21 protein-coding genes are annotated in these 26,006 nt (G+C 64.2%); 14 read left to right on the top strand and 7 right to left on the bottom strand.

The window, feature by feature from the left end; all coding sequences use genetic code 11:
* Positions 1 to 6: 6 nt before the first annotated feature.
* Complete coding sequence (locus tag CEW83_RS05860; RefSeq protein WP_108948503.1) at positions 7 to 558, top strand: hypothetical protein; 552 nt, start codon at positions 7 to 9, stop codon at positions 556 to 558.
* Between the two features lie 96 nt (positions 559 to 654).
* Here the strand turns inward: CEW83_RS05860 and CEW83_RS05865 are convergent, their stop codons facing one another.
* A complete protein-coding gene (locus tag CEW83_RS05865) occupies positions 655 to 2,457 on the bottom strand; it encodes a M61 family metallopeptidase (protein ID WP_108948504.1) in 1,803 nt (600 codons plus the stop codon).
* 785 nt (positions 2,458 to 3,242) lie between these two features.
* Between CEW83_RS05865 and CEW83_RS05870 the strand changes: the two genes are divergently transcribed.
* From CEW83_RS05870 to CEW83_RS05880, 3 genes are all read left to right on the top strand, one after another.
* The gene (locus CEW83_RS05870) at positions 3,243 to 4,205 is read left to right on the top strand and encodes a 2-hydroxyacid dehydrogenase (RefSeq protein ID WP_108948505.1); all 963 of its coding nucleotides are present in this window, start codon (positions 3,243 to 3,245) and stop codon (positions 4,203 to 4,205) included.
* A gap of 107 nt (positions 4,206 to 4,312) precedes the next feature.
* Positions 4,313 to 7,492, top strand: a complete 3,180-nt coding sequence (locus CEW83_RS05875) for an error-prone DNA polymerase (RefSeq protein ID WP_108948506.1) — start codon at positions 4,313 to 4,315, stop codon at positions 7,490 to 7,492.
* A 93-nt stretch (positions 7,493 to 7,585) separates the two neighbouring features.
* The gene (locus tag CEW83_RS05880) at positions 7,586 to 8,740 is read left to right on the top strand and encodes an NAD(P)/FAD-dependent oxidoreductase (RefSeq protein WP_108948507.1); all 1,155 of its coding nucleotides are present in this window, start codon (positions 7,586 to 7,588) and stop codon (positions 8,738 to 8,740) included.
* Between the two features lie 63 nt (positions 8,741 to 8,803).
* Here the strand turns inward: CEW83_RS05880 and CEW83_RS05885 are convergent, their stop codons facing one another.
* Entirely contained in the window at positions 8,804 to 9,709 is a 906-nt protein-coding gene (locus CEW83_RS05885; RefSeq protein ID WP_108948508.1) for a LysR family transcriptional regulator, read from the bottom strand.
* Positions 9,710 to 9,818: 109 nt separating this feature from the next.
* On the opposite strand from CEW83_RS05885, the gene CEW83_RS05890 reads away from it, so the two are divergent.
* Positions 9,819 to 10,838: a zinc-binding alcohol dehydrogenase family protein gene (locus tag CEW83_RS05890; RefSeq protein WP_108948509.1), complete on the top strand. Its 1,020-nt coding sequence runs from the start codon at positions 9,819 to 9,821 to the stop codon at positions 10,836 to 10,838.
* Positions 10,839 to 10,972: 134 nt separating this feature from the next.
* Positions 10,973 to 11,260, top strand: a complete 288-nt coding sequence (locus CEW83_RS05895) for a hypothetical protein (RefSeq protein ID WP_159098210.1) — start codon at positions 10,973 to 10,975, stop codon at positions 11,258 to 11,260.
* Positions 11,261 to 11,300: 40 nt separating this feature from the next.
* Here the strand turns inward: CEW83_RS05895 and CEW83_RS05900 are convergent, their stop codons facing one another.
* From CEW83_RS05900 to CEW83_RS05910, 3 genes are all read right to left on the bottom strand, one after another.
* Entirely contained in the window at positions 11,301 to 11,990 is a 690-nt protein-coding gene (locus CEW83_RS05900; RefSeq protein ID WP_108948511.1) for a VIT1/CCC1 transporter family protein, read from the bottom strand.
* A 96-nt stretch (positions 11,991 to 12,086) separates the two neighbouring features.
* Positions 12,087 to 13,394 (bottom strand): homoserine dehydrogenase, encoded by a 1,308-nt coding sequence (locus CEW83_RS05905; protein ID WP_108948512.1) that lies wholly within the window; start codon positions 13,392 to 13,394, stop codon positions 12,087 to 12,089.
* Positions 13,395 to 13,438: 44 nt separating this feature from the next.
* Entirely contained in the window at positions 13,439 to 14,737 is a 1,299-nt protein-coding gene (locus tag CEW83_RS05910; protein ID WP_108948513.1) for a pyridoxal phosphate-dependent aminotransferase, read from the bottom strand.
* 160 nt (positions 14,738 to 14,897) lie between these two features.
* On the opposite strand from CEW83_RS05910, the gene CEW83_RS05915 reads away from it, so the two are divergent.
* From CEW83_RS05915 to CEW83_RS05945, 7 genes are all read left to right on the top strand, one after another.
* Entirely contained in the window at positions 14,898 to 15,278 is a 381-nt protein-coding gene (locus tag CEW83_RS05915; protein ID WP_108948514.1) for an Mth938-like domain-containing protein, read from the top strand.
* Positions 15,279 to 15,367: 89 nt separating this feature from the next.
* On the top strand, positions 15,368 to 15,823 hold the full coding sequence (locus CEW83_RS05920) for a peroxiredoxin (RefSeq protein ID WP_108948515.1): 456 nt from the start codon (positions 15,368 to 15,370) through the stop codon (positions 15,821 to 15,823).
* A 22-nt stretch (positions 15,824 to 15,845) separates the two neighbouring features.
* Positions 15,846 to 17,273 carry a PhoH family protein gene (locus CEW83_RS05925; protein WP_108948516.1) on the top strand — a complete coding sequence of 476 codons (1,428 nt, stop codon included), beginning with the start codon at positions 15,846 to 15,848 and terminating at the stop codon, positions 17,271 to 17,273.
* 258 nt (positions 17,274 to 17,531) lie between these two features.
* Positions 17,532 to 19,121: a methyl-accepting chemotaxis protein gene (locus CEW83_RS05930; protein WP_108948517.1), complete on the top strand. Its 1,590-nt coding sequence runs from the start codon at positions 17,532 to 17,534 to the stop codon at positions 19,119 to 19,121.
* Between the two features lie 101 nt (positions 19,122 to 19,222).
* Positions 19,223 to 21,121 (top strand): DUF294 nucleotidyltransferase-like domain-containing protein, encoded by a 1,899-nt coding sequence (locus tag CEW83_RS05935; protein ID WP_108948518.1) that lies wholly within the window; start codon positions 19,223 to 19,225, stop codon positions 21,119 to 21,121.
* Positions 21,118 to 21,762: a 3'-5' exonuclease gene (locus tag CEW83_RS05940; protein WP_108948519.1), complete on the top strand. Its 645-nt coding sequence runs from the start codon at positions 21,118 to 21,120 to the stop codon at positions 21,760 to 21,762. Before CEW83_RS05935 ends, CEW83_RS05940 begins: the two co-directional genes overlap by 4 nt.
* A 101-nt stretch (positions 21,763 to 21,863) precedes the next feature.
* Positions 21,864 to 22,412, top strand: a complete 549-nt coding sequence (locus tag CEW83_RS05945; protein WP_199915214.1) for a C40 family peptidase — start codon at positions 21,864 to 21,866, stop codon at positions 22,410 to 22,412.
* Positions 22,413 to 22,497: 85 nt separating this feature from the next.
* On the opposite strand, the gene CEW83_RS05950 is transcribed toward CEW83_RS05945, so the two are convergent.
* Complete coding sequence (locus CEW83_RS05950) at positions 22,498 to 22,848, bottom strand: DUF2325 domain-containing protein (RefSeq protein WP_108948520.1); 351 nt, start codon at positions 22,846 to 22,848, stop codon at positions 22,498 to 22,500.
* A gap of 121 nt (positions 22,849 to 22,969) precedes the next feature.
* Here CEW83_RS05950 and CEW83_RS05955 point away from each other — a divergent pair, with 121 nt between their 5' ends.
* Positions 22,970 to 23,992 (top strand): Fe(3+) ABC transporter substrate-binding protein, encoded by a 1,023-nt coding sequence (locus CEW83_RS05955; protein WP_108948521.1) that lies wholly within the window; start codon positions 22,970 to 22,972, stop codon positions 23,990 to 23,992.
* A 318-nt stretch (positions 23,993 to 24,310) separates the two neighbouring features.
* On the opposite strand, the gene CEW83_RS05960 is transcribed toward CEW83_RS05955, so the two are convergent.
* Positions 24,311 to 25,975, bottom strand: coding sequence for an ABC transporter permease (locus CEW83_RS05960; protein ID WP_108948522.1), 1,665 nt, complete (start codon positions 25,973 to 25,975; stop codon positions 24,311 to 24,313).
* Positions 25,976 to 26,006: the final 31 nt, after the last annotated feature.

The following is a 26,006-nucleotide window of genomic DNA, read 5'->3' on the forward strand; positions in this document are numbered from 1 at the left end:
TCCGTCATGTCGCTCATTCCTCAGGCACGAGATGCCGCACTTGCCGGCGATGCTGCGCGCCGTCGTGCCAGCATCTGTCTCCTCCTCTCGCTGCTGGCCACACCTGCCTCGACCTGGCTGTTCCTCAATCTCGACATGATCTGGCCGCAGATCATGCAGCTCGAAGGCGGCGCCTTCATGCTCGGTGCGACCGTGCTCGGTACCGTGCTCGCACTCACCCCGCTGGTGGCCGGCGGCGGTTTTCTGCTTGCCGTCTGGTACGGCGTGGAGAGCGTCTACCTGCCGCGGCAACGTCCGTCGCCGCTGATCGACAAGGGCATCGTTGCCGGTGGCCTGCTGGTATGGTTCGCGCCTGCGCTGGCTGCGGCAGCTTCGGTCATCATGGGACTGGTTCAGGGCCGCGTCCATTTCACCCGCCCGCCTCGCGATTACTTCCTCGCCACCGACCCGATCGCGTTCTGGGAAGGCATCGGTTTCTGGCTCATCATGGGCACCCTGTTCGGCCTGCTGGCCTGGCGCTACTGGCGCAACAAGCTGCTGAAGAAGGACGCGGTGTAAGCCCCTTTCCGGAGCTCAATCACCCGCAGCGGCAAAGCTGGGCCGGCGACCTCACGGATGCCGGCCCTTTTGATTCTTGCTGTCGTTTTACCAGACTCAGTGCCCCAGCCAGCCCTTCCGCAGACGGCGCACCGACGCTGCAGCCTTCTCGTCCACGGCCAGTTTGACCACGTCACTGGCGGACGCTGCGAGTTCGACGTCGAAGCACATCAGCTCGTCGCGGCGGAAGGCGTGGACTTCGATTGAATCACCCGTCTGATGACGCTCGAGCATGCTGTCGAGGTTGGCAGCGCTGACCTTGAGCCCGTCGACGGCGAGCAGCACATCCCCCGCCGACAGCCCGGCGAGCTGAGCCGCGCCGCCGTCATACGCGGTCGCAATCTTCGCTTCGCCCTTTCCGTTTCCACCCGCGAGCTTGATGCCGAGCGTCGGCTTCGCGCCCGGCGCCTCGGGCTGATACGCCACGCCGAAGGGCTTGAGCAGGCGGGCCAGCGGCAGGTCGTCCGTGCCTTCGACCGCCTTGCGCAGCCAGCGCGCCAGCCGTGCGCCACAATCCTTGCCGCCGACCTCCTCGACGATGGCAAAGATGCCGTCCTCGGCAACACCGACGCCGGTCTGTCCATGGCGCTGCCACAGCAGCCGCATCACGCCATCCAGGCTACGCTTGCCGCCGGTCTCGCTGCGCAGCTGCAGGTCGAGCGCGAGTGCGATCAGCGAGCCCTTGGCGTAGTAGCTGACGATTGCGTTCGGCGAATTTTCGTCCTGCCGGTAGTACTTGCTCCAGGCCTCGAACGAGGATTCCGCCACGCTCTGCCGATGACGACCGGGACCGCGCAGGACGGCAGAAACCGTCTTGCCCACCAGTCCAAGATAGTCGGCCGGCGAGATCACGCCTGAGCGCACTAGCACGAGGTCGTCGTAATAGGACGTGAAGCCCTCGAAGGCCCACAGCAGCCGGGTGTAGTTTTCGACCGCCAGGTCGTAGGGCACGAAGGCGGCGGGCTTGATGCGCTTGACGTTCCAGGTGTGGAAGTATTCGTGGCTGCACAGGCCAAGGAAGGTCTTGTAGCCGTCGGGCAGACCGGTCATGCCTTTCCACGGCAGGTCTGCCCGGCTGGCCAGCAGCGCGGTGGATGCGCGGTGTTCCAGCCCGCCGTAACCGTCGCCGACCAGCTGCGTCAGAAAGACGTAATAGTCCATCGGCGGGGGCGCACCGAAGAGCTCGATCTGGAACTGACAGATGCGTTCGAGATCGGCTGCAAGGCGCTCGGTATCGCAGTCGTGGCGACCGGTGAGCACGATGTCGTGGCGCACCCCGCCCGCCTCGAAACCGGCAAGCGTGAATGTGCCCATCTCGACCGGGTGATCGACCAGTTCGTCGTAGTTCTCCGCCCGGTACAGCCCGAACCCGTAAGCGAGCGCCGCGCCGATTTCGCCACGCGCGCGCGGCAGCGCGGTCGCCACTTTCCAGTCACGATAGGCCATGCCTTCCGGACTCTCGATCTCGACCAGACAGGGCCGGTCGGTGCGCCCCTCCACCGCAAGAAACACGCTGGTGCCGTTGAAGAAGCCGTGGGTCTGGTCAAGATGCGCCGCACGCACCGACAGATCCCATGCATACACTTCGTAGAACACCGTCAGCGGCTTTCCGGCAGCCAGCCCGGTAACGAGCCAGGTGTGCTTGTCGAGCTTCTCGACCTTCGCGGCCTTTCCTCCTGACTCGGCGCGCAGGCTCACGACGTGGCGCGCGAACTCGCGAATCATGTAGCTGCCCGGAATCCAGGCCGGCAGGCTGAAACGCTGGCCTGCGGGGTCCGGATCACTGACCGTGCAGCGCAACTCGAACACATGGGCTTCAGGACGCGAGGGGCGGATGAAATAGCGGATCGGGGCAGTCATGGGCAGGACGGGCGACAGCAGCCGGAAAACGGAGAAGTCCCGATTTTAGGCGCTTTGCGAGGAGCTGCCTATTTATTGTGCAGCACGCAAAAGCCCTGTTGCTTCAAGGTGTTTGAACGCTCCCTCACACCTTGTCCACAGCTTCGCCCACGGCCTCCGGGGATAAACCCGATGGGTCGGACCTGTTTTCCACACCCCACGCGGAAAATTCGTGCGAATCGCCACCAAAAACACTGGACAAACGTCGAAACTCGCCGGAAAACAGGTCTGAGCGGCGCTTTTCCCGGACTTGCCTAATTTTTAGGCAGACGATGAAATCCCTTTCGATTCAAGGAGGTTTCGGCTTCCCTCACACCTTGTCCACAGCTTCACCCACGCCGCACGGGGATAAACAGGACTGATCGAACACACAATCCACAGGCCGCGCAGAAATTACGTAGAAACCGCAGCAGAAAACAGTGGACAAATCGCCGAAAAGGCCCGGGAAAGGTCTTGAAACCACGATTTCATGGGACTGCCTCATTTTTAGGCAAGCCTCGAAAAGCCTGTTGATTCAAGGCGGTTGCGGACTCCCCCACACCTTGTCCACAGCTTCATTCACCTTGATCGTGGATAAACACAGTTGATCAAAGAAAGGCCGGCATCGACTCCTGCCTGCGCGACACCCGTCGTCTCTCCGAAACCCGTGCGCTGACATCCCGGCACGCCTTCATCCGGCCTGCGCTTTGTTGGTGCAGCGCGCTTGGCAGATAATCCGGCACGGAATTTCGCAAAGGTACAGATCGATGCCCCCATTCAACGCCGTCTTCCTGGACATCACCCCGCTCGACCAGAACGATCTCGACCTGACTTCACTGCGGGAAGCATTTTCTGGCTTTGAGGCCTACGAGCACACCCCGGCTGAGCAGGTAATCAGCCGACTGCAGGGGGCACAGGTCGCGATCGTCAACAAGGTCAATCTGACGGCTGAAATGCTTGCAGCCTGCCCGCAACTGGAACTCGTGCTGGTTTCCGCGACCGGTCTGAACAACGTGGATCTGGACGCGGCGAAGGCACGCGGGATTGCCGTGTTCAACTGTCAGGGCTACGGCACCGCCACCGTTGCGCAACACACGCTGATGCTGTTGCTGGCACTGGCGACCCGGCTACCGGATTATCAGGCTGCGGTGAAAGCGGGCCACTGGCAGCAGGCAAAGCATTTCTGTCTGCTCGATTTTCCGATTGTCGAACTGGCGGGCAAGACCCTTGGCGTGCTTGGCCAGGGCGAGCTCGGTGGCGCAGTAACGCGACTGGCCGAGGCACTGGGCATGCGCGTGGTGGTCGGCAACCTTCCCGGGCGTCCGCCGAAGGCGGATCGTCTGTCCCTGGATGCCTTGCTGCCCGAGGTCGATGCGCTCACGCTGCACTGCCCGCTCACCGAGCAAACACGCAATCTGATCGGCGCGCGCGAGCTTGCACTGATGAAACCCGGCGCCTTCCTGATCAATACCGCGCGTGGCGGACTGGTTGAAGAGCAGGCGCTGGCCGATGCGCTGCGTCGCGGTCATCTCGGCGGCGCTGCAACCGATGTGCTGATTCAGGAGCCCCCGGTCGCTGGCAACCCCCTGCTGGCCGACGACGTACCACGCCTGATCGTCACGCCACACAGCGCCTGGGGCAGCCGCGAGGCACGTCAGCGCATCGTCGATCAGCTGGTCGAGAACACGCACGCGTTCAGGTCGGGGAACGCGCTGCGTCGGGTTGCGTGAGACGGATACGGCCTCGCTGAGCAGGATGGTACGCGCGGGTCCGGCGGCCCGCGCCACACGGAATCATGTGGATTGCCGTTGTGACTGTATTTATTTACAGTCCACACATGATCCCGCGCTTTGCCGAACTCCATTGCCTGTCCAACTTCAGCTTCCAGCGTGGCGCTTCGCACCCCGAAGAGCTGGCCACGCAGGCGGCGGCCTTCGGTTATGAGGCGCTTGCCATCACCGATGAATGTTCGCTGGCGGGGGTTGTCCGGGCGCATCGCTGCATTCGCGAACATGCGCTGCCTGTGCGGCTCATCATCGGCAGCGAGATCCGGCTCGAGGATGGCCCGGCACTGGTGCTCCTGGCCTGCACGCGCAAGGGATACGGTCAGCTCTCGCGGCTGATCACCCGCGGCCGCCGCGCCGCCGACAAGGGGCATTACCGGCTGCTGCGCAGCGATCTCGAACACGGGCTGGACGATTGCCTGGCCGTGCTGCTGTCACCCGACCTGCCCGACGAAAGCACCGAGGCCGCCGCCCACTGGCTCGCCAGGTGGTTTCCCGGTGCAGCCTGGATGGCCTTCATGCAGACGCTCGACGGCCGCGACGCCGCCCGTCTGACGCAACTGCGCCTGATCGGCGCACGCACCGGCCTGCGCCTCATCGCCAGCACCGGCGCGCTGATGCACGACGCCAGCCGCCGCCCGCTGGCCGATGTACTCACTGCGACGCGCCTGCTCACCACCGTGGCCGATGCCGGGCTTGCGCTCGCCGCCAATGCCGAGCGCCGGTTGCAGGCACGTGAAGTGCTCGGGCGCCGCTTTCCACCCGATCTGCTGGCCGAAACCCTGGTACTCGCCGAACGCTGCAACTTCACGCTCGACGAATTGCGCTACGAGTATCCGGAAGAGCTCGTCCCTGCGACCGAAACGCCCGCCTCCTGGCTGCGCAAGCTGGTCGAAGCGGGGCTGCGCTGGCGCTACCGCAAGGCTGAGTCCGCCGACGACGCCCTTGCCTGCGCAGCCGCTGGGGACGACGACCCGGCGCCCGCCAGGGTTCGTCACCAGATCGAGACCGAACTCGCCCTGATCGGCGAACTCGCCTATGAGGCGTATTTCCTCACCGTGCACGACATCGTCCGCTTTGCCCGCAGTGCAGGCATCCTGTGCCAGGGGCGCGGCTCCGCGGCCAACTCGGTGGTGTGCTGGGCGCTGGGCATTACCGAAGTCGACCCTTCGCTCGGCATCATGCTGGTCGAACGCTTCATCTCGCGCGAGCGCCAGGAACCGCCCGACATCGACGTCGACTTCGAGCACTCGCGCCGCGAAGAGGTCATCCAGTACATCTATCGCAAGTACGGCCGTGAGCGTGCCGCGCTGGCCGGCACCGTCATCAGCTACCGCTCGCGCAGCGCACTGCGCGATGTGGGTCGGGCGCTGGGTTTCGAGGCCGCACAGATCGAGCGCCTGACCCGCGACCGCTACTGGTTCGACGACGGACAGATCATTCCCGAGCGGGTGCGCGAGGCCGGTTTCGATCCCGACAGCCCGCAGCTCATCCAGCTCCTGTCGCTCACCCACGCCCTGATCGGCTTTCCGCGCCACCTGTCGCAGCACGTCGGCGGCTTCGTGATTGCGCGCGGCCGGCTCGATGAGCTGGTCCCGATCGAAAACGCCGCCATGCCCGACCGCACCGTGCTGCAGTGGGACAAGGACGACCTCGACACCCTCGGCCTGCTCAAGGTCGACGTGCTCGCGCTCGGCATGCTCTCCGCACTGCGCCGTGCGCTCGACATGGTATCGGCGTGGCGTGGCACCCCGCTCAGCCTGGCCAGCATCCCGCGCGAGGAGGAGGCGGTGTACGCCATGCTGTCGCGCGCCGACACCATCGGCGTGTTCCAGATCGAATCGCGCGCGCAGATGACCATGCTGCCACGGCTCAAGCCGACGCGTTTCTACGACCTGGTCGTCGAGGTCGCCATCGTGCGCCCTGGCCCGATCCAGGGCGGCATGGTCCATCCCTATCTCGAAGCGCGCACACGCAAGGCCCGCGGCGAAGACCCGATGGCCGGTCTGCGGCATGAGATCCGCGCCGTGCTGGAACGCACGCTGGGGGTGCCGATCTTTCAGGAGCAGGTGATGCAGCTCGCAGTGGCGGCGGCCGGCTTCACCGGTGGCGAGGCTGATCAGCTGCGCCGCTCGATGGGCGCATGGCGGCGCAAGGGCGAACTCGAGCGTTACCGCAACAAGCTGCTGCAAGGCATGGCTGCCAACGGCTACGAAGCCGAATTTGCCGAACGCCTGTGCAAGCAGATCGAAGGCTTCGGCAGCTATGGTTTTCCGGAATCCCATGCGGCCAGCTTCGCCTTGCTGGTCTATGCCTCGGCCTGGCTCAAATGCTTCGAACCCGCAGCCTTCCTGTGTGCCCTGCTCAACAGCCAGCCGATGGGCTTCTATTCGCCCTCGCAACTGATCCAGGACGCACGCCGCCATCAGGTCGAGGTCCGCAGCGCGGACGTCAATGCCAGCGACAGGGAATGCACACTGGAGGCGATTGACGATGAAGTAGCCGGTACTGATCGTGCACACACGAACCCTGCCGTGCGTCTGGGCCTGTGCATGATCCGCGGGCTCGGCACCGAGACCGCCACCCGCATTGCCACCGCCCGCGCCACACGGCCCTTTGCCGACGTGGCCGACCTCGCCACGCGCGCCGGCCTGGATGCCGCCACCCTGCAACGCCTGGCCGCGGCCGACGCACTCAAATCACTGGCCGGCAACCGCCGCCAGGCCTTGTGGCAGGCCACCGGCAACTGCCCGCTGCCCGGCATGCTCAAAGGCGCAGCCGGCTACGAAACCGCACTTCGCTTCGCCCCGCCCTCGGAAGCAGAGGATCTGCGTGCCGACTACAACAGGCTCGGTTTCACCCTCGGTCGCCACCCGCTGAGCCTGTTGCGCACAACCCTGCGTGGCATGCGCTTTCTGGATGCCACCGAGATCATGCACTGCCCCGACCGCATGCTCGCCCGCGCCGCCGGCATCGTGACCTGCCGCCAGCGCCCCGGCACCGCCAATGGCACGATGTTCATCACCCTGGAAGACGAAGCCGGCCTCATCAACATCATCGTTCGCCCCGAGCTGGTCGAACGTCAGCGCCGGCAGCTTCTGGGCGCGAAGCTGCTGGGGGTGTACGGGCAGATCAGCCGTCAGGGCCAGGTGGTGCACCTCATCGCCGGCCGCGTGGTCGACCACTCCGCCCTGCTCGGCCAGCTAGAGACCCACAGCAGGGACTTCCATTGAGGCAGCACGGGGGGCTCCGCGCCGCAACCATGACGTTGGACGCGGCTCAGGATCTGCGCCAGAGTTCACCCTTTGCACACAACAGGGACAACAGTGAACTCGGAAACGCAGGCTCGAACCGATGCGGACTTCATCATTGTCGGCGCGGGCATTGCCGGTGCCTCGATCGGATACTGGCTGGCGCCCTTCGTCCGCGTCCTCATCCTCGAACGCGAATCGCAGCCCGGCTATCACGCCACCGGACGCTCCGCCGCGATCTTCGTGCCAAGTTACGGAAACGCTCAGGTGCGGGCACTCACCCGCGCAAGCCTGTCTTTCATGCAGTCGCCCCCTGCAGGCTTCACCGGCCACCCCTTGCTGAGCCCGCGTGGGGTGCTGGTCGTGGCCACACCGGACCAGTTGCCACACCTCGATGACTTCTGGCGCGAGCTGCAGACCACCTCATCCACGGCCCGCCGTCTGTCTGCGGCCGAGGCCTGCGCCATGGTGCCGGCCCTGCGTCCGTCGCAGGTCGCGGCTGCAGTGTATGAAGAGGGCGCCTTCGATATCGACGTCAACGCATTGCATCAGGGCTTTCTCAAGGGGGTACGCCACGCCGGCGGTCAGGTCGTGTGCGACGCCGAGCTCAGCGCCGTCGAGCGCAGCGGCGAGGTCTGGACCCTTAGCGCCGGCACACGCACGTGGACGGCACCGGTGCTGATCGATGCCGCCGGCGCCTGGGCCGACATCGTCGCCGGGCTGGCGGGTGTCGCACCGCTGGGACTGGTACCCAAGCGGCGCACGGCCTGCATCCTGCCCGCACCCGCCGACATGCCCACCGCACACTGGCCGATGGTGCTCGGCGCAGCGGAGGACTGGTACATCAAGCCCGATGCAGGCGCCTTGCTCGCCTCACCCGCAAATGCCGACCCGGTACCGCCGCAGGATGTACAGCCCGAAGACCTGGATATTGCCCTGGCGATGTACCGCGTCGAAGAGATGACCACGCTGGACGCAAGCCGCCCGCGAACCCCGTGGGCCGGCCTGCGCACTTTCGCTTCCGACGGCGGGCTGGTCGGCGGTTTCGATGATCGTGTGCCCGGTTTCTTCTGGGTGGCCGCACAGGGTGGCTACGGCATCCAGACCGCCGCTGCAATGGGTGAAGCCTGCGCAGCGCTGGTGCGACAGCTGCCGCTGCCGGCCCACATTGCGGCCGAGGGGATCAGCGAGGCCGCGCTCGGACCTGCCCGCATCCGCAACGCGCAGTAAGTGCCCCTCTCGCTGCCGGGCGCACTGCCGCCCGCAGCGCGCACGTTCACCAGCAGGCTGGCATCAAGCACCCGCCGCGAGTTGATCGATCCGCCCTTGCAGATGCTGGCGCAGCAACTGCACCGCAGGGCCGATCTGGCGCCGGCTGGCACACAGCAGGTTGAGCGGGCTGGACTCCCCCGACCATGCAGTGCACAGCGCCACCAGGCGCCCATCGCGCAGGTCCTGCTCGGTGTCGAGCCGCGATTTGTAGGCGATCCCATGTCCGGCCACGGCCCAGCGCCTGACCGTCTCGCCATCGTCGGCGATGCGGTTGCCCCTGACGTTGACCAGGCTCTCTTCGCCATCACGTGAAAAGCGCCAGCGATCGTGCACCTGATCGCTGAGCATGAAGCACAGGCAGTTGTGCCGAACGAGATCGGCAGGCGTTTCGGGCCTGCCATGACGTTCGAGATAGGCCGGCGATGCACACAACACCCGTCGGTTGCTGGGCGCGAGGGGCAAGGCCACCATCCTCGAGTCCGGCGGATTGCCGTAGCGGATCGCAATATCCACCGGCTGCTGAAATACATCCGCAACCCGGTCCGACACCTGCACCCGCAACTGCAGGCGCGGATAGTCCGCAACAAACTCGTCCAGCCATGGCAACAGCAGACGCCGCCCGATGTCTGACGGGATGGATAGCTGCAGGCTGCCGCTGAGTTCGAGTTGTCCGGCCGTTGCCGCCCGTCTGCCCTGATCAAGCAACTCCAGCGCCTGCAGACAATGCTGCAGATAGGCTTCCCCCTCCTGCGACAGTCGCTGACTCCGTGTGGAGCGCACAAAGAGCCGCACGCCGAGATCGGCTTCGAGCCGTTTGAGCGAGGCGCTTGCCGCAGCCGGGGTGATGTCCATCATGCGCGCCGCGGCGCTGAGGCTGCCGCCCTGAACGGTGCGGACGAAGATTTCGAGATCCTTGAGCGCAATCATTATCAAATCTTGTTTGAAATACCTTCTTCATTATCGGCGTTTTTCCGCGCAATGAAGTCGTGCATCATCCAGACATTCGCAACGCACCGATCACGAAGAAGGAATCAGCATGAAAGCCATCGCCTATCAGAACGCCCACCCGATCACCGATGAAAACGGCCTGCAGGATGTCGTCCTGCCCGAACCCGTTGCCACCGGTCGCGATCTGCTGGTCGAGGTCAAGGCCATTTCGGTCAATCCGGTGGATACCAAGGTCCGGGCCAACGCCAGCGCAGAGGCCGGTGGATGGAAAGTGCTGGGCTGGGATGCCACCGGGGTTGTGCGTGCAGCAGGCCCTGACGTAACGCAGTTCAAGGTCGGCGACCGCGTCTGGTACGCCGGCGACATCACCCGTCCGGGCACCAATGCCGAACTCCACCTGGTGGACGAGCGCATCGTCGGGCACATGCCCGCATCGCTCGATTTCGCCCAGGCCGCAGCCCTGCCGCTGACCTCGATCACGGCGTGGGAGATGCTTTTCGACCGTCTGCGCCTGAAGGCCGACACCACGCCGACCAACGAGCGCCTGCTGATCATTGGCGCGTCTGGCGGCGTCGGTTCGATCATGACCCAGCTCGCCCGTCGTCTTACCGGCGCCACGGTGATCGGCACCGCATCTCGGCCAGAGACCGAGGCCTGGGTGCGCGAACTGGGCGCGCATCACGTCATCAATCACACCCGTCCGCTCGCCGAAGAGCTCAGGCGCATCGGCATTGACCAGGTGACCCACGTCGTCAGCCTGACCAAGACCGACCAGCATTTCCCGCACATCGTCGAAGCCATCGCGCCGCAGGGCAAGTTCGGTCTCATCGACGACCCTGAGCCCATCGACGTCCGCCTGCTCAAGCGCAAGAGCGTGTCGCTGCACTGGGAACTGATGTTTACGCGCTCGATGTTCGGCACCGAGGACATGATCGCCCAGCACCGCCTGCTCGACGAAATGGCCCGCCTGGTCGACGCCGGCACGATCCGCAGCACGGCCGCCGAACACTTCGGCAGCATCAACGCCGCCAACCTGAAACGGGCACATGCGCTGCTCGAGTCCGGCAAGGCGCGCGGCAAGATCGTGCTCGAAGGCTTCACCGGCTAAACGATGGCCCGAACGCGGACCTGACCGGCTCGCCGGTTCGACGGGTGCAAAGCATCGATCTGGCACTCATCATGCTTTCCGGGTCACGGGAGGGGTGCAGGCGTCTGCACCCTCGCGACCAAATGGAGCGCATCATGCAGGCACTTGCCAGCCGTACCGACAAGCACGGAAACCCTGTCCAGATCGGCGATGAGGTTCGCATTCTCAGCATCAGCATGGATTCCGACATCGACGACGATGAACGCGAGATGTTCGAATTCATGCTGGGCGCGATCTGCGAGATCGAACGCTTCGACGCGGACGGCCGCGCCTGGGTGTCGATGTGGTGGAGTACCGGCGAGGGCAATGCCACAACCAGTGTCGGACTCGCGACACACGAAATGGAGCGGGTCACCAGCCACTGCCCCAAACCGTCCGCGTGAAGCGGGGCTCAGCCAGCCCGTGCCGCTCCGCCGGGCGGGATCAGACCATGACGCCGAACAGGGCCCCGACCCCGGCGGTCAGCGCCATGGCGAGCGCGCCCCAGAAACCGACGCGGATGACTGACGTGAGAACCGGCGCCCCGCCCGCATTGGCCGCAAGCGCCCCGAGCAGGGCAAGGAAAAGAAGCGAACTGCCTGATACCGACCACATCAGCGCCGACACCGGCACCAGCAACACCACGAGCAGCGGCAGCGCCGCCCCGACGGAGAACGCCGCGGCCGAAGACAGCGCAGCCTGAACCGGCCGCGCCGTGACCGTATCCGAGATGCCGAGTTCGTCACGTGCGTGGGCGCCGAGTGCATCATGGGTCATCAGCTGGGCGGCGACCTGCCCGGCAAGCTCGCGATCGAGCCCGCGCCCGACGTAGATGGAGGTCAGCTCCATCAGCTCGTGCTCGGGGTCAGCGAGGAGCTCCCTGCGCTCGCGCTCAATGTCGGCCCGTTCGGTGTCGGACTGCGAGCTCACCGAAACGTATTCACCTGCGGCCATCGACATCGCCCCGGCGACCATGCCGGCCACACCTGCAATCAGGATGCTGGAGGAGGACGCCTCTGCCGCTGCCACGCCAAGGATGAGGCTGGAGGTGGACACGATGCCGTCGTTGGCGCCAAGCACCGCCGCTCGAAGCCAGCCGATGCGTTGGGTGTGATGCTTCTCTACATGTCGCATGCGGGTCGCTCCACACACGGCATGGACCGCATGCCGTCAGAAAAAGTGGCGCCAGAAAGCAGAACCGCGCCCTGGGGCGCGGTGCGGAGAGTCAGATCAGAGCGTTTCGAGACGAAGTCGGGTGACCTTGCCTTTGACAACATCCAGTGCCTCGATGCGGGCAATGGCGGCGTTGGCGTTCTTCTCCACCGTCTGATGCGTGAGCATGATGATGTCGGTCTGCGACTCGCCCTCGGCCGGTTCCTTCTGGATCATCGCGTCGATCGAGATGTCGCTGTCGGCCAGAATGCGGGTGATGTCGGCCAGCACGCCCGGCTGATCCTCGACCCGCATGCGCAGGTAGTAGGAGGTGATGATCTCGTCGATCGGCAGCACCGAAAGGTCCTGCACCTGATCCGGCTGGAAGGCCAGATGCGGTACGCGGTGCTCGGGATCGGCGGTATGCAGGCGGGTGACATCGACCAGGTCGGCGATCACGGCCGAAGCGGTCGGCTCGGCGCCGGCGCCCTTGCCGTAATACAGGGTGGCGCCAACGGCATCGCCCTGTACCAGCACGGCGTTCATCGGGCCTTCGACGTTGGCGATCAGACGCTTCTCGGGGATCAGGGTCGGATGCACGCGCAGCTCGACGCCATCGTCACGCTTCTTGGCAATGCCGAGCAGCTTGATGCGATAGCCGAGTTGTTCGGCGTAGCTGATGTCGATCGACTCGAGCTTGGTGATGCCCTCGATGTGCGCCTTGTCGAACTGCATCGGGATACCGAATGCAATGGCGCTCATGATCGTGGCCTTGTGCGCGGCGTCGACGCCTTCGATGTCGAAGGTGGGGTCGGCTTCGGCGTAGCCCAGCGCCTGCGCTTCCTTGAGCACTTCGGCAAACGGCAGCCCGCGGTCGCGCATCTCGGACAGGATGAAGTTGGTGGTGCCGTTGATGATGCCCGCCAGCCACTGGATGCGGTTGGCCGACAGGCCTTCGCGCAGTGCCTTGATGATGGGGATGCCACCGGCCACTGCGGCCTCGAACGCCACCATCACGCCCTTTTCCTGGGCTGCGGCGAAGATCTCGTTGCCATGCACGGCGAGCAGCGCCTTGTTGGCCGTGACCACATGCTTGCCGTTTTCGATGGCCTTGAGCACGAGTTCGCGCGCCACACCATAGCCACCGATCAGCTCGATGACGATGTCGATTTCGGGGTCGGTGACCACGGAGAAGGCGTCGTCGGTCAGCCTGACGTCGTCACCCGCGACTTCACGCGCGAGAGCGAGGTTCTTGTCCGCCACCGTGGTAATACGAATCGGCCGACCTGCGCGACGGGTAATTTCCTCTTCGTTGCGTTTGAGGACGGTAAAGGTGCCGCCGCCGACGGTACCGATGCCCAGCAGGCCCACGTTGATCGGTTTCATTCAGTGCTTCCGTGTTGGTCGTTGAAGAATTGGAACGCCACGGCTCAGGTGCCGTGACGTTTGCGATAGTTTTCGAGGAAGCGGGCAATGCGCCCGACTGCGTCGCGCAGGTCGTCTTCATGCGGCAGGAAGACGAGGCGGAAGTGGTCCGGTTGCGGCCAGTTGAAGCCGGTGCCCTGCACCAGCAGCACGCGCTCTTCCTCGAGCAGTTCAGCGATGAAGGCCTGATCGTCGACGATCGGATAGACCTTCGGATCGAGCTTCGGGAACATGTAGAGCGTGGCCTGCGGCTTGACGCAACTCACCCCCGGGATGGCGTTGATCAGCTCCCAGGCGAGGTCACGCTGACGGCGCATGCGCCCGCCTTCAGCCACGAGGTCGTTGATGCTCTGATAGCCACCGAGCGCAGTCTGGATGGCGTACTGCCCGGGAACGTTGGCGCACAGTCGCATCGAGGCCAGCATGTTGAGGCCTTCGATGTAGTCCTGAGCATGACGCTTGTCGCCACACACCACCATCCAGCCGGCGCGATAGCCGCAGGAGCGGTAGTTCTTCGACAGTCCGTTGAAGATGATGGTGAGCACGTCTTCGGACAGCGCAGCCAGCGAAGTGTGTTCGATGCCGTCGTACAGCACCTTGTCGTACACCTCGTCCGAGTACAGGATCAGGTCGTGTTCGCGTGCGAGCGCGACGATCTGCTTCAGCACCGAATCGGGATACACCGCGCCGGTCGGGTTGTTCGGGTTGATGACCACGATCGCCCGCGTATTGGGGGTGATCCGGGCGCGCATGTCTTCGATGTCGGGCAGCCAGCCTGCAGCCTCGTCGCACATGTAGTGCACCGGCTTGCCGCCGGACAGACTCACCGCAGCGGTCCACAGCGGGTAATCGGGGGCCGGCACCAGCACCTCGTCACCGGCGTTGAGCAGTGCATTCATCGCCATGACGATGAGCTCGGAGACGCCGTTGCCGATGTAGATATCCTCGATCCCGACATTCTTGATGTTCTTCTGCTGCGTGTAGTGCATCACTGCCTTGCGCGCGGCGAAGATGCCCTTCGAATCCGAATAGCCTGCCGAATTGGGCAGGTTGCGGATCATGTCCATCTGGATTTCTTCGGGCGAATCGAAGCCGAACGCGGCCAGATTGCCGATGTTCAGCTTGATGATCTTGAGTCCTTCGTCTTCCATCTGCTTGGCGCGAACGAGCACCGGCCCGCGGATGTCGTAACAGACGTCGGCGAGCTTGGCAGACTTGCGAATCGGACGCGCGGCGGCGGCCTCGGCCCGGAGCACAGGTTCCGTGGGTGCCGTTGCCAGATTCAAAGTCGTTGCCGCTTTCATGTCCTTCGTCCTTTATGTCTGCCCCCGGAATACCGCGGAGCGCCGGTTCGCCACCTGTGACAGGAAAGTCCTGCTCGCGCAAATGGAGAAAAGGTTGCTATCTTAGCCCCGCCGCCCCGGCGCGGCAATTTGCCCCGACCTACTTCTCGAATGTAAAGCCATGAAGCTACATCAAGACCAGCCTGACAGCATCAACACCGTGACCGGCTACGGTGCAGACCATGTCCTGATCAACAAGGTCCGCCACGATGGCAACCTGATCCTCACCGCCGAGCGCATCGTCGCCGACTGGGCGCCGGGCGGCTTTGCCGGACTCAGTGCCGACGATCTCGCTCAGGTGTGCTCGGTGGACGTGGAAATCGTGCTCATCGGAACCGGCGCCCGCCAGCGCTTCCCGTCGCCCGCCCTGCTGCGCCCGCTCATCGACGCCCGGATTGGCTTCGAAATCATGGATTTGCCCGCTGCTTGCCGCACCTACAACGTACTCGTCGGCGAGGGGCGCTCGGTGGCTGCCGCCCTGCTCTTCGACCCTGCACAGTAAGCCGGCGGCAACGCCCAGTCATCTTGCGGTAATTGTCATGAATACCCTCTGTCCGGTACGCTGCGCCAACACCCACGACAGGAGACGCAATGACAGCAATCCCCCCCGCCGATTTCAGTCTTCCCGCCACCAGTGGCCAGACTGTGAGCTTGTCGGCTTTGCGCGGAAAGAAAGTCGTGCTGTACTTTTATCCCAAGGACAACACGCCCGGCTGCACCAACGAAACGCGGGACTTCGGCGCGCTGCACGCAGCGTTTGCGGCGGCCGGTTGTGAAGTGTTCGGCATTTCCCGCGACAGCCTGAAGTCGCACGAAAACTTCAAGGCCAAGCTCGAACTGCCGTTCGAGCTGATCTCGGACGCCGACGAAACCGCCTGCACCATCTTCGACGTGATCAAGATGAAAAACATGTACGGGAAGCAGGTGCGCGGCATTCAGCGCAGCACCTTCGTGCTCTCCACCGACGGCTCGGTGGCACGCGAGTGGCGCGGGGTCAAGGTACCCGGCCATGCAGAGGAAGTCCTCGCTTTTGTCCAGTCGCTCTGATCCCGCCCAAAGGTCCTCGAAAATGCCAGCTGCCACTACCAAGAAGACGACCCGCCGCCGCGCCGCGCCGAAGACCAAACTCTTCGTCCTCGACACCAACGTGCTGATGCACGACCCGACCAGCCTCTACCGTTTTGAAGAGCACGACATCTACGTGCCGATCATGACGCTCGAGGAGCTCGACAACAACAAGAAGGGCATGTCCGAAGTCGCGCGCAACGCCCGCCAGGCCAGTCGCATGATGGACGAGATCGTCACCGCCTCGCCCGACGGCATCGAGGCGGGGATCGAGCTCAAGGGCCCGTCGCGCGACCTCGCGACCGGCAAGCTCTTCCTGCAGACCGAAGCGATCAATGTCACCCTGCCGGCAGCGCTGCCCACGGCCAAGGGCGACAACCAGATCCTGGCTGTCGTCATGTTCCTGGCCGAAAAGGAACCTGGCCGTGGCGTGATCCTGGTGTCCAAGGACATCAACATGCGGATCAAGGCCCGCGCGCTCGGCCTTGAGGCGCAGGACTACTTCAACGACAAGGTGCTCGAGGATACCGATCTCCTCTACACCGGCACGCGCGAACTGCCCGCGGACTTCTGGGAGACCCACGCCAAGGGCATGGAGTCGTGGAAGAACGACGGCCACACCTACTACCGCCTGCAGGGCCCGCTGACCGCAGACCTGCAGGTCAACGAGTTCCTTTACCAGGATGGCGAAACACCGCTCGAAACGCTGGTGAAGGAGCAAAGCGGTCGCGTCGTGGTGCTGGAAACCCTCACCGACTACAGCCACCAGAAGAACAACATCTGGGGGATTACCTCGCGCAACCGTGAGCAGAATTTCGCCCTCAACCTGCTGATGAACCCCGAGATCGATTTCGTCACCCTGCTCGGCCAGGCCGGCACGGGCAAGACGCTGCTGACGCTGGCAGCAGGTCTGACCCAGGTGCTCGAGACCAAGCGTTATTCCGAGATCATCATGACCCGGGTCACCGTGCCGGTGGGCGAGGACATCGGCTTTCTGCCCGGCACCGAGGAAGAGAAGATGGCGCCGTGGATGGGCGCGCTCGAGGACAACCTCGACGTGCTCAACGGAACGACGGGCGAAGGTGGCGACTGGGGTCGCGCCGCAACACGCGACCTGATCCGCAGCCGGATCAAGATCAAGAGCCTGAACTTCATGCGCGGGCGCACCTTCATCAACAAGTTCCTGATCATCGACGAAGCGCAGAACCTGACGCCCAAGCAGATGAAGACCCTGATCACCCGCGCCGGCCCCGGCACCAAGGTGGTCTGCCTGGGCAACGTCGCCCAGATCGACACGCCCTACCTCACCGAAGGCTCGTCCGGCCTCACGTTTGCGGTCGATCGTTTCAAGGGCTGGCTGCATTCGGGCCACATCACCCTGCAGCGCGGCGAACGCTCCCGCCTCGCCGACCACGCGGCAGAAGTGCTCTAAGTCAGCCCGAAAGGCACAACCCGGGGTCACCCGGGCCGGGCGCGAAGGCGCTCAGGCCCGGGTGACCCCGGTTCCGTCTTGCGTCCTTGCTACGCACACGGACACTCATCGACAGCGCCCTTGCGGGATGCTGCCCCGACGAAAATTCAAGTATTGCCGGCATCACGCCGTTAATCAGACAGTCCCGCCCGACAACTGCTGCCCGGACCCGGCCGGGCATGGGTTGCCGGGCCCTCCGCCAATACGGAAGCGCGCCCCATGAGCACTACGAACACCAGAGCAGCGGGGAAGGAATCCTTTCTCGATCCGCGACGCCCCATCGTCACCAAGACCGATCTCAAGGGTGTCATCACCTACGCCAATCCGGCCTTCGTCCAGATCAGCGAATACAGCCGCGAAGAGCTCATCGGATCGAACCACAATATCGTTCGTCATCCCGACATGCCCAAGGCTGCGTTCGCCGACCTCTGGCGAACCATCGCAGCGGGTGCGCCATGGCGCGGAATGGTGAAGAACAGGACCAAGTCCGGGGGCTTCTACTGGGTGGACGCCTACATCACCCCAGTAACCGATGACGGCCGGCACGTCGGCTACATGTCGGTACGCAGCGCACCCAGTCAGCAGGCACGAAGCGAAGCGGAAGCCCTCTACCGTGCAGTCAGTGAAGGCCGCCAGACACTGCAGCCGACCGCAATCGGCGCTGGCGTGTCGCTCGGCGCAACAAGTGCTGTCGGCCTCGCGCTGATCCTTGCACTGGCCGCCGCTCAGGCCTTCGTGGACGGCTGGGCGGCGTTTGCGCTGCTGGGCGCTCAGGCGGTACTCGCTCTCGCGCTGTGGATGTCGATCAAGACAGCCGTGGTCACACCGCTGAAGAACATGCTCGGCCTGTTCCGCCAGATTGCCGAAGGCAATCTCAAGGCCGAGGTCGCCGACGCCGGCTGCCGCGAAGTCCGTGATCTGCGCACGGCCCTGCGTTCGATGCAGGTGAGCCTGCGCGCCCTGATAGGCGATGTGGTTGCATCCGCCAGCGACACTTCAGCGGAAGCAAGCGTGCTCCATCGGGGCGCCAACAAACTGCATCAGGGCTCGTCCGATCAGGCGGATCAGGTCTCGTCCTCTGCGGCTGCCATGGAGCAGCTTGCGGTATCCGTAGGCGAAATCGCCAGTGCAACCGAAGACAGCGCCAGACAGGCCGGTCAGGCGCTGAAGATCACACAGGACGGGCAACGCAACATGTCGCTCGCAGCCGAGAACACGCGCCTGGTGGTGTCCGCCGTCGAGGAGAACCAGCGCATGATGGCGGCGCTGGGGGCGTCGGTGAAGAAGATCGGGGCGGTTGCCGAGGCCATCAGCGGCATTGCCAAGCGCACCAACCTGCTCGCACTCAATGCGGCGATCGAGGCCGCCCGTGCAGGCGAGCAGGGCCGCGGCTTTGCGGTGGTGGCGGGCGAAGTCACCGAACTGGCCGGTCAAACCCAGCGCAGCACCGAAGACATTGCCCGCCTGGTGACCGAGATCGCGGAGCGTGAGTCCAGCGTCACTGAGAGCATGGCCGGCCTTCAGTCCGGCGTGAGTCGCAGCGTCGAGGCGATTCAGACGCTTGCCGGCGAACTCGAGCAGATCTCGATTGCCAACACCGCCGTGTCATCGAATGCCGAGGACGTGAAGCACATGCTGTCGCAACAGCAACAGGCGTCGACCGACGTCGCCGGCATCATGGAGCGCATGAGCGGAATCACCGAGCGCAATCTCGGCACGGTGGCCGACGTCGAAGCGGCTGCGGCAGGCCTGGAAGATACCGCACGCGAGCTCAAACTGCTGGTGGCGCACTTCGAACAGCGGATCTGAGGCGCTCGCAATCCGCTCAGGCACCCGGGCTTGTCGCAGATCAGTCCCGGGGTGCCGGGTCAAAGCCTATAATCCGGCGATTGACATCTGATTCACAGGCCATGACTGTTACAGCCCCCGACATGCTGGTCGGCGCCAGCTCTGACTTCCTGAAGCGCTTCTCCCCCTTCAACCGGATGGAGCCAGAAGCGCTGGCGTTTCTGGCGCAACGGGCTGCGCTGGCTTTCCATGCGCGCGGCAACGAGATCCTGACCCCGGAAATGGGGCAGGCGAGGCACTTCTACATCATCCAGCGCGGCAAGGTGCAGTCGCGCCAGACCGGCGCAACCGTGGTCACCGAATACGCCAGCATGTCGATGGGTCCCGGCGAGTGCTTCCCGATCGGCGCCATTTCGGCGAGCCGGCCTTCGACCAACGCCTACGTGGCGGTCGAAGACAGCTTCTGCTTCCAGATCACCGCCGACGACTTCATGCAGCTGATGCAGATGAGCCCGGTCTTCCATCTGTTCTGCACCCAGTACATTGCCAGTCTGCTCAACCAGTCGCGGCAGCAGCTCCAGACTACCTTCTCGCAGCGTGCGGCAGAACAGCAGACCATGACCACGCCGCTGGCCCAGCTGGTCAAGCAGGAGCCCGTCTTCGTAGCCCCGGATTGCAGCACCCGTGAAGCACTGGAAAAGATGGCGGAGCTTCACATCGGCTGCATGGTCATCGCCGATGCCGAGCAGCGTCCGCTCGGGGTGCTCACCCAGAGCGACCTTCTGCCACGCTTGCTGCTGCCCGGCGTAGACCTGTCCCTTCCGATCAGCGAGGTCATGACGGCCAACCCGCATGAGCTGCTCAGCACGGCTTCGGCCTATGATGCCGCGCTCGCGATGGCGACCCACGGCGTTCGCCACCTGCTGGTCATCGACGCCGATGGCAGGCTGCAAGGCGTGGTGTCAGAACGCGATCTGTTCTCCCTGCAGCGCATCAGCCTGCGTCAGATCCGCGCCGGCATCGAGAGTGCGACCGAGGCCAAGGCGCTGCAACGCGCAAGCCAGGACATCCGTCAGCTGGCGCTGAACCTGATCGCCCAGGGCATCGGCGCCGAACAGCTCACGCAGTTCATCTCCGCGCTCAACGATGCGCTGACGCGCCGCATCATCAGCCTGGCGCTTGAACACCACGACCTGTATGGCATCGATTTCGCGTGGCTGTCCTTCGGCTCCGAGGGGCGACATGAGCAGACGCTGTCGACCGACCAGGACAACGGCATCATCTGGGTCTGCCCCGAGCTGCAGGAGCTCGAGAAACTGCGGGTCCGGCTGGTCAAGTTTGCACGTGAGGTCAATGACAATCTTGCCGCCTGCGGTTTCCCGCTGTGCAAGGGCAACATCATGGCGAGCAATCCCGATCTGTGCCTCACACTGGACGAATGGCGCAGCCGTTTCGGCAGCTGGATTCGCGAACCCGATCCGCAAGCCCTGCTCAATGCATCCATCTTTTTCGACTTCCGCGTCCTCTACGGTAACGAACGGCTGGGCGACCACCTGCGCGCCTGGCTCAACAAGAGCGCAAAATCGAACGCCACCTTCCAGCGCATGATGGCGAGCAATGCGCTGCAGGTCGTGCCGCCGCTGGGCCGCATCCGCGACTTCGTGCTCGACGATGACGGCATGATCGACCTGAAGAAGTCCGGCGCACGCCTCTTCGTCGATGTCGCCCGCATCCTTGCACTGCGCACCGGCGCCGAATCGAGCAGCACGGTCCAGCGCCTGCGAAGGGCAGCGGTCAAGATGGGCGTGCCCAACGAAGAAGTGTCGGCCATCATCGACGGCTTTCACTTCATCCAGCTTCTGCGCCTGCGCTCGCAGCATCTCGATACCGAGCACGACGACGTCACCGACAACAAGGTGAACCCCGAGACGCTCAACGAACTCGATCGTCGCATCCTAAAGGAAGCCTTCCGCCAGGCACGCAAGCTGCAATTGCGCCTCAAACTGGATTACCAGCTATGAACTGGCTGGCCAAACTCATGGGCGGCCGCGACGGCGCCACAAGCCCCGACACCAACGTGCTGCAGACCATAGCGGACTGGAAAGCCCTCCCCGCCTGCGACCCCAACCGCCCGCATTTCGAAGCGAGATACACCATCGTCAATACCGAGGCGAGCGGTCTCAACCTCGATCACGACACCCTGCTGTCGGTTGCAGCGATCGGTCTCAACGAAGGCATCCTCACCCCCGAGAACAGCTTCTACGCGGCCCTGGAACCACACCCCGCGGCAACGCTGGCCGAGTTGCTCAGATTTGCAGGCAAGGAACCGCTGGTGGTCTTCAATGCGGGATTCAACCGCAGCATGCTCGAGCGCGCCTTCGACACCCATCTCGGCTTCGTTCCGGAGCTGATCTGGCTCGATCTCTTCATCCTGCTGCCGACGCTCTTCCCCGACCGGATCAACCGCAACGCGCGGCTTGCCGACTGGATGGAAGCCTTCGACATCGAAACCTTCCAGCGCCATCATGCGCTCGGCGACGCATTCGTGATCGCCCAGCTCATGCTTGCCGCGCAGGCCCGTGCGCTGGCACAAGGCGTCAGTACGCCACGTGCGCTGGTCGAGGTGGAACGGGCGCGACGCCAGCTGCAGCGCCACACCTGACGCGCTGCGGCACGCGCTCATCGTGCCGGTTCTGGCCACCGGGTAGTCTTGCGTCATCTTCGCGGTTTACAGGCACCGCCGTGGTGCGTATAGTCCGGGCGATGCGAATTTCCGTCCACCTTCTGCCCCTGCTGCTAAGCGCGCTGCTCGCGCTACCGGCAACCGTCTCCGCGCAGACGGCACCCACGGACGAAGTGACGGAACAGTCAAACCTCATCGGGCGCTACACCAGCGCTGCCCAGAACCTCGTCAACGAGAGCATGGGCTACCTCGGGATTGGCTACCGTTTTGGCGGCACCTCACCCGAAACCGGCTTCGACTGCAGTGGTCTGGTTCAGGCTGTCTTCCGCAACGCCCTCGGCCTTGACCTGCCGCGTACCGCCCATGAAATGGCAAGCCGTGGCGACAAGGTGGCGAAACAGGAACTCAAGCCTGGCGATCTGGTGTTCTTCAACACCATGCGTCGCGCTTTCTCGCATGTCGGCATCTATCTCGGCGACGGACGTTTCGTGCATTCGCCGTCCAGCGGCGGCAGCGTGCGGGTCGAGAGCATGAGCACCAGCTACTGGGCCAAACGCTTCAACGGCGCCCGCCGACTGCTCGACGACGACGCATCCGCCACGGGTTCAAGCGCCGCACTCACCAACTGAGCGGCCTGCCGCCTGACGCTGGCGAGCGGTTCTGCCTGCCCGCTCCCCCCTTCCCAGCCTTCACATTCTTCGCACGACTGCGCGCTCAATGCCTGCGCCGGCCGGTCGCGCTCCGCTCGGGGCAGGCACCGCAGCGATCGCAACTGTCCATCGCAATCCGTTTGCCCAAAGCCTGCTGCAGTGCGCACACTGAGCGCCGGCAACAGACCAGGCTCACCCCTTCGCGGCTGGCCGCCTCGCGAAAGCGCTGCATCACGTTGTGCCCGATGAAGTCGGTAAACAGAATCACCATCTCGATGCCCGCGGGCAAGGGCGCACTGCGCCGCTGGTGCGCACTGTCCCTGCCACTGACGTGCGCAGCGATTCGGATTCCAAACTGCTGCAACACATCGGGAATGTTTCCCAGACGATCGGCACCAACGAGCAGGGCATTCATGATGAGTCCTTATTGAGAATGATTCGCAACCATGATGACCATTACAAGATCCATTTGCAAGTGCGAATTAATCTCGTTACCATCCAGACATCGACAACTCGTTCTGTAAGGCAAACACTTCATGATCAGAAAGGCTCTCGCATCCGCCCTGCTCGCAGGCTTTGGCATTTACGGTGCTCAGGCTCTTGCGGCCGACAACGAGGTCAATATCTACTCGGCACGGCACTACCAGACCGATGAAGCGCTCTACGGCAACTTCACCAAGCAGACCGGCATCAAGGTCAACCGGATCGAAGCCAAGGAAGACGAATTGCTCGAGCGTATCCGCAACGAAGGCGCGAACAGCCCTGCGGACGTCTTCATCGCGGTAGACGCTTCGCGCCTCGCCAACGCCGACGAAATGGGCATCTTCGCCCCGGTGAAGTCGAAGCTGCTTGAGGAGCGCATCCCCGCGCATCTGCGTGCCGACAACTGGTTCTCGTACTCCACCCGTGCCCGCGTCATCGTCTACAACAAGGACATGGTGAAGGCCGAGCAGGCGCAGACCTATGAAGGCCTTGCAGACCCGGCGCTGAAAGGCATGGTGTGCACCCGTTCCGGCAGCCACCCCTACAACCTCTCGCTCGGCGCAGCGCTGGTGCAGCACGACGGCGCGGCCAAGACCGAGGAATGGGCCAAGGGCATCGTCGCCAACTTTGCGCGCGCACCCAAGGGCGGCGACACCGATCAGATCAAGGCGGTTGCCGCTGGCGAGTGTGGCATTGCCATCGCCAACAGCTACTACCTCGCCCGCCTGATGAACTCCACCAAGCCCGACGATCAGGCCGTGGTCGCCAAGATCACGCCGGTATGGCCCAACCAGAAGTCCTGGGGCACCCATATCAACGTATCCGGTGCGGGCATGCTGAAGACGTCCCCGAACAAGGCGGCTGCGGTCAAGTTCCTCGAATACCTGGCATCCGATGAAGCCCAGGTGTATTTCGCCGATGGCAACAACGAATGGCCGGTGGTCGCCAGCGTGAAGGTCAGCAATCCCGCGCTCGACAAGCTCGGTGAATTCAAGGCCGACACCCTGCCAATCCAGAAGCTGGCCGACACGGTCGGTGAAGCGCAGAAGATTTTCGACCGCGCCGGCTATCGCTGATCACGCGTCCGCGAACGCAAACAGCCCACGCCACCCTTCCGGGGTGACGTGGGCTGTTTTCCTTCGTGCCTGGCCAGCACAGCGGGCGCAAGGCCTGATCCACAAGCACTCATCCGCCCTTGCCCTCTGCCTAGCGCATCGCGCCTCCGTGGCAACGCGGCTTCAGCCACCTCCGATCATCGATCACTGCGCGCTCCACCGGCACACCGCACAGCCGACGAAGCGTGCGCATGACAAGCGCAGCACGCGCCCCCGCCCGACCCATCGAGCTGCGGCGAGCGAGACCCCGACGAAAGGCTTGTGCGACGCATCTGCGCGTCAGCCTGCGCGCCGCCCCTTGAGGATCTGCTGCGAAATCACGAACATCGGCAACAGCCCCACGACGACGATGGTCAGTGCCGCAGTCGAGGCCTCGGTCAGACGCTCGTCAGAGGCGAGCGTGTGCGCCTGCGTGGCCAGCGTATCGAAGTTGAAGGGGCGGATCACCAGCGTGGCAGGCAGTTCCTTCATCACATCGACAAACACCAGCAGCGATGCGGTCAGCAAGCTGCCGCGCAGAATCGGAACATGCACCCGCCGCAGCGTCGCCCACTTCCCGTAGCCGAGGCTGCGTGAAGCGTCGTCCATGCTCAGCGTGACCTTGCCCAGCGAGGACTCCACCGTCTGCAGGGATACGGTCAGGAAGCGCGCAAGATAGGCGTAGACCAGTGCCGCGATGCCGCCGGTCAGAAGCAGCCCGGGATTCACACCGAACGCGGCTTCCCACCACGCGATCAGCCAGTTGTCGAGCCGCGTCACCGGAATCAGCACGCCGACCGCAATCACGGAGCCTGGGACCGCATAGCCCAGCCCGACAATCCGGTTCAGCACCAGCGGCAGCCGCGAACGTGCCATGCGTGCAGCGTAGGCCAGCACGACCGCCAGCACCACCGCCAGCACCGCCGTCACCGCCGCCAGGGTGAAGCTGTTGCTTGCGAGTTGCACGAAACGCTCGCCGAACTGCGCATCGCCATCGCCGAAGGCCATCCGCAACAGCAGGCCCGCCGGCAGCAGAAAGCCGAAAAACAGCGGCATGAAGCACGCAAATGCCGCAACCGCGCCCGCCAGCGGCGAGAGCCGATGCCGTATCGTCGAACCGGCGTTGCGCGATGTGTTGTTGAAACGCGCCCGCCCACGCGTCGCACGTTCGAGCGCCAGCACGATGACCACGAACAGCAGCAGTGCCGCCGACAGCTGTGCGGCGGCAATGCGGTCGCCGAGCGAAAACCAGGCCCGATAGATACCGGTGGTGAAGGTCTGTACGCCGAAGTAGGCAACCGTGCCGAAATCGGCAAGCGTCTCCATCAGCGCCAGGGCGGTGCCGGCGACAACCGCCGGACGTGCCAGCGGCAGCGACACGCGGAAGAAGCATCCCCACGGCCCGAGGCCAAGCGAACGCCCCGCCTCGAGCATGCCGCCGGCCCGCTCCAGAAAGGCAGAGCGCGAGATCATGTAGGCGTAGGGATAGAGCACGAACATGAACATGGCCACCGCGCCACCCACCGTACGCACGTCAGGAAACCAGTAGTCGGCCCGGGTCCAGCCAAAGGTGTCGCGAAGCCAGGTCTGTACCGGCCCGACAAACTGCAGAAAGTCCGTATACACATAGGCCATGACGTAGGCCGGCACGGCCAGCGGCAGGATCAGCGCCCACTCGAAGGCACGCCGCCCGGGAAAGTCATGCATGGTCGTCAGCCACGCAGTGGTCACCCCGATCGAGGACACGCCAAGACCGACGCCAATGCACAGAATGACCGTATTGCTCACGAACTCACCCAGCACCGTGTCGGCCAGATGCGACCACGTGCCGGTCGTCCCGCCAACGAATACGTTCGAGAACACCGACAGCACCGGCGCCGCGATCAGCATCGCGATGACGACGGCCACCGCTGTCAGCCACGACACGCGCAAACCAAAGCGCCCTTCTCTTCCCCTGACTCTCATCCTGCTCCCGATATCCCGTATCGCCATGGGC

It is taken from the genome of Parazoarcus communis (genome assembly GCF_003111645.1).
In the GTDB taxonomy this organism is placed as follows: Bacteria; Pseudomonadota; Gammaproteobacteria; order Burkholderiales; family Rhodocyclaceae; genus Parazoarcus; species Parazoarcus communis_A.

Excerpts from the sequence above, each read along its gene's own strand:
- CEW83_RS05895 (WP_159098210.1), top strand. The coding sequence starts at position 10,973 with ATGCAGGCACTTGCCAGCCGTACCGACAAGCACGGAAACCCTGTCCAG.
- CEW83_RS05915 (WP_108948514.1), top strand. The coding sequence starts at position 14,898 with ATGAAGCTACATCAAGACCAGCCTGACAGCATCAACACCGTGACCGGC.
- CEW83_RS05955 (WP_108948521.1), top strand. The coding sequence starts at position 22,970 with ATGATCAGAAAGGCTCTCGCATCCGCCCTGCTCGCAGGCTTTGGCATT.
- CEW83_RS05875 (WP_108948506.1), top strand. The coding sequence starts at position 4,313 with ATGATCCCGCGCTTTGCCGAACTCCATTGCCTGTCCAACTTCAGCTTC.
- CEW83_RS05870 (WP_108948505.1), top strand. The coding sequence starts at position 3,243 with ATGCCCCCATTCAACGCCGTCTTCCTGGACATCACCCCGCTCGACCAG.
- CEW83_RS05900 (WP_108948511.1), bottom strand. The coding sequence starts at position 11,990 with ATGCGACATGTAGAGAAGCATCACACCCAACGCATCGGCTGGCTTCGA.
- CEW83_RS05920 (WP_108948515.1), top strand. The coding sequence starts at position 15,368 with ATGACAGCAATCCCCCCCGCCGATTTCAGTCTTCCCGCCACCAGTGGC.
- CEW83_RS05885 (WP_108948508.1), bottom strand. The coding sequence starts at position 9,709 with ATGATTGCGCTCAAGGATCTCGAAATCTTCGTCCGCACCGTTCAGGGC.
- CEW83_RS05940 (WP_108948519.1), top strand. The coding sequence starts at position 21,118 with ATGAACTGGCTGGCCAAACTCATGGGCGGCCGCGACGGCGCCACAAGC.
- CEW83_RS05860 (WP_108948503.1), top strand. The coding sequence starts at position 7 with ATGTCGCTCATTCCTCAGGCACGAGATGCCGCACTTGCCGGCGATGCT.
- CEW83_RS05890 (WP_108948509.1), top strand. The coding sequence starts at position 9,819 with ATGAAAGCCATCGCCTATCAGAACGCCCACCCGATCACCGATGAAAAC.
- CEW83_RS05865 (WP_108948504.1), bottom strand. The coding sequence starts at position 2,457 with ATGACTGCCCCGATCCGCTATTTCATCCGCCCCTCGCGTCCTGAAGCC.
- CEW83_RS05960 (WP_108948522.1), bottom strand. The coding sequence starts at position 25,975 with ATGAGAGTCAGGGGAAGAGAAGGGCGCTTTGGTTTGCGCGTGTCGTGG.
- CEW83_RS05935 (WP_108948518.1), top strand. The coding sequence starts at position 19,223 with ATGACTGTTACAGCCCCCGACATGCTGGTCGGCGCCAGCTCTGACTTC.
- CEW83_RS05950 (WP_108948520.1), bottom strand. The coding sequence starts at position 22,848 with ATGAATGCCCTGCTCGTTGGTGCCGATCGTCTGGGAAACATTCCCGAT.
- CEW83_RS05910 (WP_108948513.1), bottom strand. The coding sequence starts at position 14,737 with ATGAAAGCGGCAACGACTTTGAATCTGGCAACGGCACCCACGGAACCT.
- CEW83_RS05945 (WP_199915214.1), top strand. The coding sequence starts at position 21,864 with ATGCGAATTTCCGTCCACCTTCTGCCCCTGCTGCTAAGCGCGCTGCTC.
- CEW83_RS05930 (WP_108948517.1), top strand. The coding sequence starts at position 17,532 with ATGAGCACTACGAACACCAGAGCAGCGGGGAAGGAATCCTTTCTCGAT.
- CEW83_RS05925 (WP_108948516.1), top strand. The coding sequence starts at position 15,846 with ATGCCAGCTGCCACTACCAAGAAGACGACCCGCCGCCGCGCCGCGCCG.
- CEW83_RS05905 (WP_108948512.1), bottom strand. The coding sequence starts at position 13,394 with ATGAAACCGATCAACGTGGGCCTGCTGGGCATCGGTACCGTCGGCGGC.